The sequence below is a fragment of the Mycoplasmopsis columbinasalis genome, from assembly GCF_900660705.1.
In the GTDB taxonomy this organism is placed as follows: Bacteria; Bacillota_I; Bacilli_A; order Mycoplasmatales; family Metamycoplasmataceae; genus Mycoplasmopsis; species Mycoplasmopsis columbinasalis.
In genome coordinates this window covers 246,683-261,132 of the sequence record NZ_LR215043.1, presented here as the reverse complement: position 1 = coordinate 261,132, position 14,450 = coordinate 246,683, and the positions used below count along the sequence as shown (strand labels likewise).

Below are 14,450 nucleotides of genomic sequence, written 5' to 3'. Positions count from 1 at the left end.
TTTTAATGAGATTACTCATTAGTTGTTATACAAAAAGCAAGCTTATTTGCTTGCTTTTTATTTGTTTTGTTCTAACTATCTTAAACAATACTTATTAAAGAGTCTACTAACTGTCAGTGTTAGCACGTGTTTGATTTAAAAATTTTTGATATTTTTCGTAATTTCTACTAAATGATTGAACAAGTGTTAAGAAATCTGTGTCTGCAAAGTCGATTTTATTAGTAGTAAGATATTTTTGTAAAACTGTTGCTAATTCATCGTAAATTGCAAGTCAAAGTTCAAGAAGTGACTTTATAGCATTGAGTTGAGCATTCGAAGAGAAGTCTTGTTGCACAATAAAATTGATAAATTCTTTTGTTTTTGCACTATGAGTTTTGAGTTTTTCGAAAAATTTTAAAAATTCTTTCTTGTTTACGGGATCTAGACTATCTAGACTAAATATAAAAATGCTAATACCAGCAGCATAAGATTTAAAAATTTCTTGGAACTCTTCATTATTATAAAGTTGTTCTCATTCCTCATTATTTTTAAAATGGGCCTCAAATTTTTTTTCCAAACTTCATATTTTATCAATTTTATAAGATGGAGGTAGTGTAATAAATTTAGATAGGTAAGATAATATTTTTTCCGCTGCAGAAAGCAATTTTAATAAGCTTTCACCATCCTCTTTACTAAAGGATAATTTTGCAGGTTCATCTACTTTGTAAAGCTCTCGTGACTCAGTTAAAATTACTTCGACAATTTCGCTTTCTACAAAAATTTTTCGTAAACCTGAAAAGGTGTTTGGCAAACCATTTTTCGTTTGTTCTCAAATTTTTTTTATGCCTTCGGCAAATTGGTTTGAATAAATTACTTCTTTATTTTCTTTCATTTTTTGAACAATAATTGCTAAAAATTCGTCAATTGTTCATGTTCAATTTTCGTTTTTTTCGTCCTTAACAGCAGCAATTTGACGTTGATTTGCGATGAATTTTGTTCAGAAACTATTTATCTGTTCAAAATGTTGTTCGTAATAAGCCTTGTATGCTTGTTCATTTAGAAAATAAAAGTCTTTTTGCTTTAATTTTGTTAAGTTAAAGTCATCTGAAGACTCAACTGTTTGAAAAGTCAACTTGTCAATTTCTTCTCGAACTTTCTTACTTATTACGGATTCAGGCACAACGTCTTTGTCTAAAGCAAGGGTTTTAGCAGCAGCAAGTGTCAACGAAGTCTTAAAATCAGCAATTTTATTATTAGTAACTAAAGAAGTGAAAAGAGGAAGAAAAAATTTTATTGTGAGTAAGTTGCTTCACTTTTCAGTTAAAATGGTGTAAGGATTTTTACCTTGTGAAACAGAATTTAAAAGCGTTTCCAAAATATTTGTTTCGCCAAGAAAAATATCTTTGTTTAAATAGTCTTGTAGAGCCTCAAATAGTGAATTTTGTTGTTTTACTTCTTTTTCATTACTTGCTTTTTCGTTACTTGTTTTTTCATCACTTGAATTGCAGGCAACTGTTACAAAGGCAACAGGAGCAGCAGCTGTAATTGCGACGGTCGATAGTCATAGTTTACGTAATCTCATAAATTCTCCTTATTTAAAAATGCTATAAAGCAATAACTTTTAAGTATATATTACTATTTGATTTATTAATATTATACGAATAATAGTTTTAATCACACAAATGAATGTCAAACATTTAATAAAATTCTATTAAAAGTGAAATCATTTTTTCAGGTGTGTCGTAATATGATGAATTGTGTAGTTTCATAGTTAAAAAACTGCCTTTGTAAGTTTGTAACTTATTTTTCGATAATTGATAATAATTAAATTTATTAAGTTCTTTCAAACCAATTCTTAACTAGCGCGTAAGTTTGTTTAGTTAACTTACGCAAGATTTTGTTTTTTTGTATTAAAATACTCTTACAATTAACTTTGTATTCACTGCATTATTAAACTGATAATGTCTATTTAAATTTCATAAAAAATCATTAAATTTATTTATGAATTTGAACGTTTACTATATAATAGTAAATGCAATTTTGCTAACTATCAAAAATAGAGGAGGAATCGTGAGACAAACAACCATTGTTAATCGAGAAAAAGCTAATAAAAAGTGATTTGTCGTTGATGCTGAAGGTCAAGTACTTGGTCGTTTAGCTGCTTTCGTTGCTTCTGTATTAAGAGGAAAAACTAAACCAACTTTTACTCCTAATGCGGACATGGGCGATAATGTGATTATTATTAACGCTGAAAAAATTGTTTTAACTGCAAAGAAAGAAGAACAAAAAGTTTATTACCACCACTCAGGTTATCCAGGTGGACTTAAAAGCATCACAGCAGCTAAATTGAGAGTTAAAAAACCAACTGCTTTAGTTGAAAAAGCAATTTCAGGTATGATTCCTCACACCAAATTAGGAAACAAACAACGTAAAAACTTATTTGTTTATGCTGGTCCAACACACAAACACGAAGCACAACAACCAGAAAGATTAGAGGTAAGATAATTATGGCTAACATTGAATACCGTGGCTTAGGACGTCGTAAGTCTTCAACAGCACGTGTTATTTTAAGACCTGGAAAAGGTAAATTTGTTATCAATAACCGTGATGCTAAAGATTACTTAACTTCTGATTTATACATTCAAGACGCTGAACAACCTCTTACAATTACTGAAACTAAAGGAACATTCGATATTACTGTTAATGTTCGCGGTGGTGGATTAAGTGGTCAAGCTGGTGCAATTCGTTTAGGTATCGCTCGTGCTTTATTATTAGCTAGTGAATCATATCGTGCTAAGCTTAAACCAGAAGGTATGCTTACTAGAGACGCGCGTGTTAAAGAACGTAAAAAACCAGGTTTGAACAAAGCTCGTCGTGCACGTCAATTCTCAAAACGTTAGTTAGTAAAAAAATTCTTTTGCTACGAATTAATAACAAATAATCAAAAAATGTGGTAAAATTCGTAGTACATTATGCGAGCGTAGCTCAGCTGGTTAGAGCACACGACTGATAATCGTGAGGTCGATGGTTCAAGTCCATTCGTTCGCACCATTCCAATTGAAAAATTGTCCAAAAAACTACTCTGGTGAGTAGTTTTTATTTAACACTATGAATTAGATACAAACAAAAACTTTGTTCTTTCAAACAAAGTCTTGGAAGTATTCAAAATTTAAAAACAAAGTTTAAATAATTCAATCAATGATGCTTCGAACAAAATTTCTGCAGAACCATTTTGGTCTTGAAAAGCGGCAAAGGTTTGACTTTTACCAAGGTTCTCAAAATCTTCGTTGGCATCAAAATATGAACTAAAAGCAACTGACGAATTTAAGTTATCAAATACAAAGCGAACAAATTCTAAGTTAATAAAACTTTGAATTTGTGTCTCCTGCTTAGCTACAATTTGATTTTCAAAAGTTAAACGATATTCGTTTTGATATCTAACATAATTAGCAAAAAAGTGCATTGCAAAGTTATACAAATTTGAAAGAGCTAGCTGCGGGTCGTTGACTAATTCGAAGGTGAAAACAAAGAGTTGTTTTTTGCTGTTTTGCTGTTGGAAAAGATCTAAATTAATCAACTTAAATTTGGCATTTTCTTGCTTTTGATAGCTTGACATTAATGCGTATTTTGAAAGCTCTTGCAAGTTGAATTTTACCTTTTCTAAAGCATTAATTTCATTTGAACTAAAAAAATCTTTAAGTCAAGTTTCGAATTTTGTTAATTTTAAATTTGCATCTATAACAAAGGGTTGTTTGTCGCATAACGACCAATCTAATTGATATTTTTTATTTCCTAATTCTATTGGCAAAGCAAAATAAACTGTTGTATTTTTGATCTTCGTAAATTTCGTTAAATTCGTTAATTCAGCACTCATTGTTTTAGTCATTTTGCACTCTTCCTTGTTTAAAAGATATAATAACTTTAATTATACTTATTTTAGTTTGTAGAAAGTATCGAGATGAACCAAAAATCACGTAAAACTTCGTTTTGAGAAGTGTTTTTATTTGTTTTAAAAATTACATTTATTGGTTTTGGCGGCGGTAATGCTTTAATGCCTGTTATCAAAAATGAAGCTGTTGACCGCAAAAAATGACTTACCTTAGAAGAATTTGACAAAATGGTTATTGTTACTAATATGTTGCCTGGACCTTCAGTTATTCAATCAATTAGTTATATTTGTATTAAGCATTTTGGCAAATTTCTTGGTTCGATTTTAACTTTAGTAGCTATTTTGCCTCATGTTTTGATGGCTTTTGGCCTCTATTTAGGTGTTTCAAAATTACCTTTACAATACCTTTATGTTATTGCAGCAGGTGTTTTAACTGCTATTAGTGGTGTTCTTTTTGCTTTTGGTTGATCGTATATGAAAAGTTCAAAAAATAAAATTAACACACCGCTTTGACTGTTTCTTTTCATTTTCACCTTTGCGTTTTGTTTCTTTGTGCCTACCCCATACAACATTCCAGTTATAGTAATGATTGCGATTTTTTTCATCGTCGGTATTATAGAATTTGTGCTTTATCGCAAAGCTAAAAAAATGCGCAGTAACAAAAACAATAATAATGAAACACAAAATTCAAATAACTCTGAGGTGGCATAATGCTTTATTTAGTGGTTGCTTGTGCAGTTATTTTAATTTCACTTTCTGTTTTTGGCGGCGGACAAGTGTTCATGCCTATGTTTAAGTGACTTTGGGAACTTATGTCGGGAACATTTGGTGTGCCAATCACTGAAGAACACATTAATCAAGTTTTTACAATTTCTAACGCTACGCCAGGTGTTGTTTCCACAAAATTCGCCTTTTTTACTGGTTTTTTACTTGGTAACCAAGCAGATGGTTCATCAAGTTGAATTGGATATGTGGCAATGTTTATTACATATTTAATTTTCTGTTTACCAGCAATTTTAATTATGGCTTTAGCAATGAAATACATTAGTAAATTTGAAAAGAAAAGTTTCATGAAAAGAGTTTTATTGTTAATGAAACCAGTTGTGGCAGGCATAATAGTTGCTGTTGGTGTGCAGTTATTTCTTGCGATTTTACTTCCTTTTTTCAAATTTAATGACACTAATGGTTATTGACAATACAACAAAGAGTTTCCTAAAGCAAAATTTTTCAGCGGGTGAAGAGGAATTGTACTTTACATTTATGCGCCGCTAAATGTCATTGTTTCCTATATTCTTTACAAAAAGAAAGTTTCATTATTTGTTTTAATACTTGCAAGTATAGCAATTTCGTTAATAATTTTTCAACCGTGGTTGTAATTCATAGTTTGTCAATACCCCTATAAAATTAAGTCAATTTAAAAATGACGTTTTCTCAGAATGTCATTTTTTTAAAATTTGTTTCAGTTTGTTTTAGGAAATGTGTTAAAAGGTAATTAAAGAGGTTTAGTTTTGATATCTTTGTTTAAGAAAATTTTTGCAGTTTCATACTATTTATTTATCTTCTGCAGATACTTCTTCATAAGATTTTAAAATTGCTAGTCCGATGGCTTTTCCTAGCAAGGGTGGCACAGCGTTGCCGATTTGCACTAATTGTCATTTTTTAGCGCCCTTAAAAATAAAGTCATCAGGAAATGATTGTAAAGTCGCCAATTCTCTTGGAGTCATTAACCTATTTAATATAGGGTGAATATTAACACCGCCATGGTTTTCTTTTACGGTGCTCGAAGGTTTATCTCAAAAAACTTTTTTTCAACCATCACTATAATTTTTATATAAACTTTTTCCAATGGGCAATTCACGAATTTTTTCAAGTATTTTGTCACTTGTGTTTGCAAAAATATGATTTTTCTCAATGTTTTCCGGCATATCTAAATATTTTGCCAAAACATCACCAACGGTGACTCTGTTAGTTTCATCTAAAAAAGGTTTGGGATGGTAATTAATTGCATTAATTCTATTTCCGACAAAAATTACTCTTTCGCGATACTGAGGCACTCCATAATCAGCGCTATTTAATACTGTTACATTGATGTCGTAACCAATTTTTTTATAATCTTGAATTATTTTTTCTTCAATCTTGCCATTTAACATGGATCTTAAACCCTTAACATTTTCCATTAAAACAAAGTCAGGCTTAAGAGATTTTACAATTTCAAGCATTTCTAAATATAACGAATTTCGAGGATCAGTGACGGCGCGATTACCAGCTAAGCTAAATCCTTGACATGGAAAACCGCCAGCAATAAGATGAATATGTTTACCTTTCACTGAGTCTTTTAGTGTTTTTTTAACTTCTGGGTCGCAAATATCTCTATCGGTAATATTATCTTCGAAATTTCTTACTTTTGAAAAGTTATATTTATATGTTTCGACTGCAGGTTTAAGTATTTCAACCGATCCAACAGGAGTCATTCCTGCCATTACAAGTCCACACGACAAGCCACCTGCTCCTGTAAATAAATCAATAAAGAAAAAGTCTTTTTGTTGCCCTCTATCTTGCCAGGCATCTACTCTTTTCATATCTTCTTTGACTTCAAGTCAATTCACTTTGTCAACTTTTTTGCGAATTACTTCTTTTTGTTTCGATGATTTTTTGATTTTTCTTCCTGGTTTGTCTGATTTTAAAGTTTCAACCCAAGTTTTAAAATCAAGTTCATTAATAATAAATTTGTTTTTTTGCTTCTCAGCTTTTAAAGCTCCAAGTGCAATTTCTCGTCTGATTGATTTTATGGTTTTTCCAGTTCTTTTTGAAATGTCCATAATGGAAGAAAAATTCATATTTCCTCATTCTTTATTTTGATTTAGTTTTAAAAGTATTCACAGTGAAATAAATAATTAGTTATTTTGTTTAAGGAAAAAAAGAAAATTGAAATTAATTTTCAATTTCTTCTTCTCAAATTGATGTCAATTCAACATCTGGTTTACTTGTTTGTTCTAAAAGGTTCAATTTTTCTTGTTCGCATAATTCTTTATCAACTTCTACTCTTGCTCTGCGAATTGCTTCGTGAATAACCGGTTTTAAATTAACTCAATTTTGGCGAGTCAAATGAAACACGTTGTACTTTTTGGCACGAATAAATTCAATAGTGTCAAGGTATTTTAAATAAGCATCAATATTTCCAGCATATTCGTAAGTGTCGACAAGGAAGCAAATTTGGTCGCTTTGTTCAGAACCAATTGTCAAGTCAACTCGAATTGTTCCGATGTTTTTGTTCTTTTTCAAAACTAAATTTGAACTTTTAATCATTTGTTCGAGTTCAAAAATCACTTTTTTGTAAAAAGTGTCATTTTCTAGGTGCGATAAAGATGAACTAGATTCGAGTCTTCTTTCAACATAAGTTTTACGATCTTCGTCTGAAAGTTCAAGAAAAGCAAGTCAATTTCGGAAAGTTTGTAAGTCTAAATTGTCGTTGTTAAAAATTGTAACTTGGTTGGATTTAATTGACTTAATAACAATAATTTTATCTTTAGCACGACTAATAGCCACATTGAGCGCGTTGCGCCCCCCAGGACGTCCCACATAAGTTCCGTGGATTCCAGTAGTAGCATCGTAACAAACTGTAGCAATAACTAAATCAGCTTCATCACCTTGAATGTTTTCAATGTTCCGAATAATCAGTTGACGAGTATTCATTGCTTCTTCGATTTGACTATATTTTTCAAGCACGATAGTTTGAATTAAGTCTTGTTGCTTTGAGTTAAAACACAATAAGATAATTTTTTCGTAAATTGGTAAGTATTTCAATAATAAATCAATAGCAAATTCTGCTTCCTTAGTGTTTTTGTTATCTTCTCACTTACCGTCAATGTCATAAACTTCAATTGGAGTTTTGCTTACATTACTAAAATTGTCAATAACATCTAAGCTTTCGTTATAAAACTCTTTGGAACTAAATGTCATTAAGGCCGCATAGTTTGAACGGTAGTTTTTGTCAAGCAAAATATTGTGTCCTACTGTTCCTTTGGCATAATCTAACAACGATGGCACTGATGAATAAACGGTATTGTCATCGCTAATTCTGATGCTAAACCAGTTAGTTGGTTTCATTTGTTGGTCATCACCTGCCAAAATTTTGATTTTGGCCAAATAGAGTAACGGCAAGCCCTTTTCAAGGAAAAGTTGGCTTGATTCGTCAATAATTGCATAGTCAAATTCTTCTTTGTTTCAAGGTGTCAAGTCAATATCTGGGTTAACAACAATCACTGGAAACATTTTTTTAATAATAGCCGCGAATTTTTTAACAAAGTTGTACACTGGCATTTTTTTCGACTGCACCACAACAGAAAATTCAGTGAGTAAGGCGTTTTCTTCATAAGAAAAGTTCTGAATTTTTTCGTTAATTTGTAAAGCAATCATTGCTTTAATGAGTTTAATGTCATTTAATCTTTTATTATGTTCCGGAGTTTTGTTATTAATTAACAAATCACATTTTTCATAATCATCAAGACTTAAACCATCAAAGTAAGGTAACACATCGTTCAAATTTCAGTTAAATTGTTTGAACATTTCAAACATTGCTTTAGCTTCTTTTTTGATGTATCTGTTCTTTTTATCAAAAGTTTTTCATTTTACATGATTGAGACTAAGTAATGCGTTTTGAAATTCGTTGGCTGTTTCAAAATTAAATTCATTAGGCAGCTTAATTTCACGGTCAAAAGTGACCAATTTTTCTCACATTTCTTTTGTAATTAAGTGTCAAACCGGCGCAAAGTTATCAAAAATATTTTGCAATCTATCAAGGTTTTCTCAAGATTTAATTTGAGCTAAATTATCCAAATAATCTACTTCACTTTGGTTTAAAAAATGTAGCGGACGAAGTTTAACTTCTTTATTAATATCAAATTGACGCACATATTTAAGATACTTTTCAATTTGTTCATAGAAAGAAACTTTAGATGCTACTCTACTATTGTTGATTAAATTTAGAGTAAAGAGTTTGAGTTCACCTAGTCTTTCGATGATAACGTCGATAGCAGCTTTTTTCTCAGAACAAACAACAGTACTGCGACCAAAAAGCATTGCGTTAACTAAAACATTGACGATAGTTTGGCTCTTACCAGTTCCTGGAGGTCCTCAAATAATTGTGTTTTGAATTAAAGAAGAAACAATAGCACGATCTTGCGAGTAGTTTGTGTGTGAAATTTTAAAAATCGATTTTTTGGGGTTGAAAATGACTTTATTGATATTGTTTTTGTATACATTAATGTTGAAAGTATTACTAATTAGAATTGATTCAAGTTCTGCTTTGTTCAAAATTTCAAGCATTCTGTTACGAACATAACCACCTGCTGGTTGGAAAAGCCCAAGTACACAACCACCATAAAACTCAAGAAGTTTTTGGTTTTTAATATCTTCAGATTTAAAACGATTAATTTTTTGAATAACTTGTTCAAGAGAGACGTGAAAATTCAAAAATGAACCAAGCTCAACGTTAAGGAATTCAAGAATGTCTGGGAATTTTTTACCTTCAATTTTTTCGTTGGTTAAGTCAATATCAAAGTTTGACTGTTGGAGAATGAAAATTAGTTTTTCATTAAGTTTAAAATCGCCTTCAGATTTAAGGAAAACTTTCGAACCTTTTTTAACAAGACTTACTTCTTTAAAAATTAGAGGCGCATAAACTGACTTAGTTTCAATTAAAACTTTCACAAAAATATAACCAATATGCATTGGTCAAGTACTTGATTGTTGGAAAATATCTTCTGCTTTAACTTTAAATTTTTTTCACTTGTTATTTTGACGTTGAAATTCACTTTCAATTTCATCGATGATTTTATTTTTAGCAAATTCAAAGTTGTTTTTGATAAGCTTTTCACGATTTTCACTAAGTTCATAGTGTTCGTAATTTCTTAGTAAATTAATAAGCACAAATGGATCGTTAATGCGTTTGACTTTATTTTTTAAATCATCGTGTCAATTTTGTACTAATTCAATTTCAAAGTTAGGATCATAAACAATTTTTTCTACTGCTTTTTTACCAAAAGTAGTTAAAAAGTCAAAATAACTAGTATTGTCAATGTTGGTGAAAATACTACTGTCAAATTGCTTAATATCAAGTAAATTAGATAAGATATTTTTATATTCTTGCTTTTTATTCATATGTCAAGCCTCTATATTTAATTATTAATATATAGTAAAATTATAAACATGAATGACACAATTACAGCGATAAGTTCGGGCGGAAAAATTAACCAAGCTATTTCAATTATTCGGATTTCTGGTGATCAAGCCTTTGCTGTAATCTCGAAGATTTTTTCTGGAAAAATAGGGAAAAATCGAGAAGTTACTTTTGGAAACATAATTGATAATTTTCATAATAACACCATAGTTGATGAGGTTTTGGTTGCTTGATTTTACGGGCCAAACACTTTCACGGGCGAAAACACAGTGGAAATTAATTGTCATGGTGGCGTTGTTGTTACAAACCAAATTTTGAAATTAGTCTTAGCTAACGGTGCGCGCTTAGCTTTGCCAGGCGAATTTTCACAAAGATCGTTTTTAAATGGCAAAATGGACTTGATTAAAGCTCAAGCAATCAATGATTTAATTCACGCTCAAACTGAACGTCAGACGCAACTGGCGCTCAAAAAATTTTCTGGTGTTGTTTCGCAAATGATTAATTCTTTAATGAAAGATTTGATGTATTTAATTGGTGCAATTGAAGTTAACATTGACTATCCAGAATATGATGATGTCGAAAATGCTCTCGGTTCAGAGTTGTTACTGAAACTTAAAGCTTTCGACGAAAAGGTCAGCGTTATACTGGACAAAAGTCAAACAGGAAGGTTAATTTTCGAAGGTGTCAAAGTCGCGATTTTAGGGCAACCAAATGTTGGGAAGTCATCAATTTTGAATTGTTTGTTGGAAGAAGAAAAAGCAATTGTCACAGACGAAGCAGGTACTACGCGTGATGTCATAGAAGCTACTTACCAAATTGATGGCTTTTTATTCAAACTAATTGATACGGCTGGTTTACGAGAAACCACGCAAAAAATAGAAAAATTAGGTATTGAAAAATCACTTGATCAAATTGCTAAAGCCGACATTGTAGTTCATATTCAACAACCAAATGCGCCAGCCAATCAATTTGATGCAAAAATTATTGAAACTTGTCAGCAATTACACAAAAAGCGTATTGCTGTGATCAACAAAAGCGATCTGTTACCAGCTAATTTCGTGCAAGAAGCAGACAAAATTTATGTGAGTGCCTTGACTCAAAATATTACAGATCTTAAAAATGCTTTAGTTAACGCTTTTGATTTAAATTCTTTTGCTGAGTCAGAGGTAATCTCAAGCGCGCGTGAAATCGCACTTATTCAACAAGCACAACAAAATATTCGCGATGCTATTACAACTTTAAAAAATGGTTTAGATGCAGATCTGACTATTGTTGATATTAGACGAGCATGAGCGAATTTAGCTGATATTAGTGGCCGTGCTGATAATGAAGATTTATTAGATGAAATGTTTAGAAATTTTTGTTTAGGAAAATAAGGAGAAATTTATGGCAATTAAGTATGTTGATGCACACACCCATCCGTTAAAATGTTACTATAAAGATAATTATCAATATTGCGAAGAAGCCTACAATAAAGGAGTAGCCGTGATGATGGTCACAGGTTGCGACCCGCAAGAAAATGAAGAGGTTTTACAACTTTGCAAACATTTTGATCATACTTTTCCAGTAATAGGAATTCACCCAACGCTTGCAACAGGGAAACAAGATGGTGAAATTTTAGCAAAACAAATCACACCAGAAGTCAAAGCAATTGGCGAAATTGGTTTAGATTATTACTGAAAAAATGTGCCTCGTGAAATTCAAATTGAATCATTTGACGCACAAATTGAAACAGCGAAAAAATTTAATTTACCAGTAGTTGTGCATATGCGTGACGCCTATGAGGATTTATACGAAGTAATTAAGAAACGCGCTGACCAAGTTACTTTTATGATTCACACTTTTAGTGGTGATTTATATTGAGCTAAAAAATTCTATGAATTGGGTTGTTACTTTAGCTTTAGTGGCATTGTAACCTACAAAAATGCGCAAAAAACCATTGAAGTACTGGAATGATTGCCGGTTGAGCGAATTTTGACTGAAACTGACGCACCTTACTTGTCACCGGCACAAAAACGTAACGAATGAAATGATTCAACGAATGTGATTTATGTTACTACTTTTATTGCTGGGTTGAAGAAAATGCCTTTTGAAAAATTTGCTGACCAGGTGCTCAAGAACACGAAGGAACTATTTAAGTTAAATGTTTCAAGAAAAAAATAAACAAGTTTTTGCCAAGAAAAAGTTCGGGCAAAATTTTTTAATTAATCAGACTTTAATTAAGAAAATAGTTGCCTTGATCGAACCGGCGAACAAACACCTCATAGAAATTGGCCCAGGACGCGGTGCTTTGACGAAAATGCTTGCGCCACAGGCTCAAAGGTTAACTGCGTTTGAAATTGATCCTGATATGAAAAATTATTTACTAGCTCAAAACATTTTGAATGAAGAGCAAATTGTGTTGCAGGACTTTTTACAAACAGACTTAAATTCATATAAAGGTTATGAAGTAGTTGGTAATATCCCTTACTATATTACTAGTGATATTTTGTTTAAACTTTTTGATTATCGTTACTGTTTTAAAAAAGCTTATTTGATGGTGCAAAATGAGGTAGCAGATCGTTTGGTAGCTAAGCCAAATACTAATGCTTATTCCAAATTAACGCTTACAGCACAACATATTGCAAAGGTCACTAAGTGTTTTAAAGTTCCTAGTTCGGCGTTTAATCCTATGCCAAAGGTTGATTCAGCAATTATAATGTTAGAATTTTACCAAGATGAAACTGACAATTATGATCAACTCAAAGAGTTTTTTAAACTTTGTTTTTTGGCTCGTCGCAAAAAACTTTCATGAGCGCTGCAAACCAAATATACGTCAGCGGCAATAAAAAATACGTATAATATACTAAATTTAAATGATTTAACAAGAATTCAGGAGTTAAATTTAGAAACAGTGTTGAAACTTTACGAGTTGTTGAACGAAAGGACTAATGATTAATTACATTTACGAATACGACTTTTTAGATTTATTGAATTTGTATCATAATCGACCAGATCATGACGGCAAGAAGCAAAAAACTACCTATCGCCGCAAGCGTAATTGACGAATTATCGGTTTTAGCTTAGCTTTAATTTTTGCTGTAGTGTTTATTCTAGCGCCAGTACTTTATTATTTTGCAATCGCTAAAAAAACCATCGAAACTAATGACATAACAATCCTTGTTTTAACTTCAGTTGCGGGCACTTTTTTACTTATTGTTGGTTTTATGGTTTTAATGTTTCACGTTTTCGTGCAGAAAGCACTCCGCGCTGAACTTAAACATAATGATCGCACCACAGCCTTGGCGGCGTATCGTCAGGCGTGCAAATGAGCATTGAACTTTGGGGCAATCAAAAAAGCGGAACCAACACAACCAAAAGCAAAGAAAACAAAAAAGAAAGCTAACTAAGGAAAATTATGGCGAAAATTACTTTTATTGGAACAGGCGCCTGAGCAAGCGGCTTGGCAACAATTTTGGCAGAAAATAATCACAAAGTAACAATGTGAGGAATTAACCGGGACGAAATCAACGATATAAATCGTGGACTTAACCGTGTTTATTTTGGCAACAACAGTTTTAAGAACGCACGCAAAATTGAAGCAACTGATGATTTAGAAAAAGCTCTTGCAAGTGTGCACTTTTTAGTTTTAGCAGTACCATCAAGTGCTTTTGATAAAGTGATTCCAAACATCAAAACATATTTAGGCGACCGTCAAGTTGATGTTATTAACGTTGCTAAAGGTATTGATGCGCAGACACAAATGTTTTATTCAGAAATTGTGCGCAAAGAATTTGGTTCAGCACTACAAAATTACTGCACTATCTTGGGGCCTTCATTTGCCACTGAAGTATTTGCTGGTGATTTAACTGTTGCCAACGTGGTTGGTCCAAAGCAAAATTACTTGAAAAAAGTTGCTCGTACCTTTAATAATTCCCACTTCAAATTGGTTCCTCATAAGGACGAAAATTCTGCACAATTATTTGCTGCGTTGAAAAATGTTTATGCAATTGGCACTGGCATGGCGGGTGTGTTATTTCCAAGTAAAAATACAGAAGCGGCTTTGCTTACTATTGCTGTCAAAGAAATTAATGAAATTAAAAGTGTAATGTTCCCACATAGTTCTAAAACTTTTGGTTTTGAATACGCTGCGATTGGTGATTTATTTTTAACTTGCACTTCTCTTAAAAGTCGTAATTATAGTTTTGGTGTGCAAATTGCGCAAGTTGGTGTTACTAGTGCTCTTGAGTTAAACACTAAAACAATTGAAGGCTATCGTTCAGCTTCAATTTTTCGCGAACTAATTGAAGGTTCAGAGTATCAACACTTAAAATTGCCATTTCTCAAAAACATTATGAAAGTACTTTTTGAAAATAAACGTCCTGATAAATTACTTGTTTTCTTAGCTAACGTTGATTAAACAAA

The 14,450-nt window shown here is 31.8% G+C and carries 13 protein-coding genes and 1 tRNA gene; 10 read left to right on the top strand and 4 right to left on the bottom strand.

The features are described from left to right. Positions 1-106: 106 nt before the first annotated feature. Entirely contained in the window at positions 107-1,561 is a 1,455-nt protein-coding gene (locus EXC55_RS00905; protein WP_129622821.1) for a hypothetical protein, read from the bottom strand. Positions 1,562-2,049: 488 nt separating this feature from the next. Here EXC55_RS00905 and rplM point away from each other — a divergent pair, with 488 nt between their 5' ends. From rplM to EXC55_RS00890, 3 genes are all read left to right on the top strand, one after another. Further along, positions 2,050-2,484 (top strand): 50S ribosomal protein L13, encoded by a 435-nt coding sequence (rplM, locus tag EXC55_RS00900; RefSeq protein ID WP_129622820.1) that lies wholly within the window; start codon positions 2,050-2,052, stop codon positions 2,482-2,484. 2 nt (positions 2,485-2,486) lie between these two features. Then, on the top strand, positions 2,487-2,879 hold the full coding sequence (gene rpsI, locus EXC55_RS00895; protein WP_129622819.1) for a 30S ribosomal protein S9: 393 nt from the start codon (positions 2,487-2,489) through the stop codon (positions 2,877-2,879). A gap of 74 nt (positions 2,880-2,953) precedes the next feature. Next, a tRNA-Ile gene (locus EXC55_RS00890) sits at positions 2,954-3,030 on the top strand. A 118-nt stretch (positions 3,031-3,148) separates the two neighbouring features. Here the strand turns inward: EXC55_RS00890 and EXC55_RS00885 are convergent. Continuing rightward, positions 3,149-3,865, bottom strand: a complete 717-nt coding sequence (locus tag EXC55_RS00885; protein ID WP_129622818.1) for a hypothetical protein — start codon at positions 3,863-3,865, stop codon at positions 3,149-3,151. Between the two features lie 72 nt (positions 3,866-3,937). On the opposite strand from EXC55_RS00885, the gene EXC55_RS00880 reads away from it, so the two are divergent. Continuing rightward, a complete protein-coding gene (locus EXC55_RS00880; protein ID WP_129622817.1) occupies positions 3,938-4,579 on the top strand; it encodes a chromate transporter in 642 nt (213 codons plus the stop codon). Beyond that, positions 4,579-5,244 (top strand): chromate transporter, encoded by a 666-nt coding sequence (locus EXC55_RS00875; protein ID WP_129622816.1) that lies wholly within the window; start codon positions 4,579-4,581, stop codon positions 5,242-5,244. Before EXC55_RS00880 ends, EXC55_RS00875 begins: the two co-directional genes overlap by 1 nt. 174 nt (positions 5,245-5,418) lie before the next feature. Here EXC55_RS00875 and EXC55_RS00870 read toward each other — a convergent pair whose 3' ends face one another. Beyond that, positions 5,419-6,705, bottom strand: a complete 1,287-nt coding sequence (locus EXC55_RS00870) for a DNA cytosine methyltransferase (protein WP_129622815.1) — start codon at positions 6,703-6,705, stop codon at positions 5,419-5,421. Between the two features lie 94 nt (positions 6,706-6,799). Then, positions 6,800-10,027, bottom strand: coding sequence for an AAA domain-containing protein (locus EXC55_RS00865; RefSeq protein WP_129622814.1), 3,228 nt, complete (start codon positions 10,025-10,027; stop codon positions 6,800-6,802). A gap of 48 nt (positions 10,028-10,075) precedes the next feature. Here EXC55_RS00865 and mnmE point away from each other — a divergent pair, with 48 nt between their 5' ends. Genes mnmE through EXC55_RS00840 form a run of 5 tightly spaced genes read left to right on the top strand, consistent with a single transcriptional unit; the run spans position 10,076 to position 14,445 of the window. Then, positions 10,076-11,422, top strand: coding sequence for a tRNA uridine-5-carboxymethylaminomethyl(34) synthesis GTPase MnmE (mnmE, locus tag EXC55_RS00860; protein WP_129622813.1), 1,347 nt, complete (start codon positions 10,076-10,078; stop codon positions 11,420-11,422). A 10-nt stretch (positions 11,423-11,432) separates the two neighbouring features. Beyond that, positions 11,433-12,209 (top strand): TatD family hydrolase, encoded by a 777-nt coding sequence (locus EXC55_RS00855; protein ID WP_129622812.1) that lies wholly within the window; start codon positions 11,433-11,435, stop codon positions 12,207-12,209. After that, on the top strand, positions 12,190-12,984 hold the full coding sequence (gene rsmA, locus EXC55_RS00850) for a 16S rRNA (adenine(1518)-N(6)/adenine(1519)-N(6))-dimethyltransferase RsmA (protein WP_129622811.1): 795 nt from the start codon (positions 12,190-12,192) through the stop codon (positions 12,982-12,984). Before EXC55_RS00855 ends, rsmA begins: the two co-directional genes overlap by 20 nt. After that, the gene (locus EXC55_RS00845; protein ID WP_129622810.1) at positions 12,977-13,435 is read left to right on the top strand and encodes a hypothetical protein; all 459 of its coding nucleotides are present in this window, start codon (positions 12,977-12,979) and stop codon (positions 13,433-13,435) included. Before rsmA ends, EXC55_RS00845 begins: the two co-directional genes overlap by 8 nt. A gap of 8 nt (positions 13,436-13,443) precedes the next feature. Beyond that, positions 13,444-14,445: an NAD(P)H-dependent glycerol-3-phosphate dehydrogenase gene (locus tag EXC55_RS00840; RefSeq protein ID WP_197722268.1), complete on the top strand. Its 1,002-nt coding sequence runs from the start codon at positions 13,444-13,446 to the stop codon at positions 14,443-14,445. Positions 14,446-14,450 lie beyond the last annotated feature (5 nt).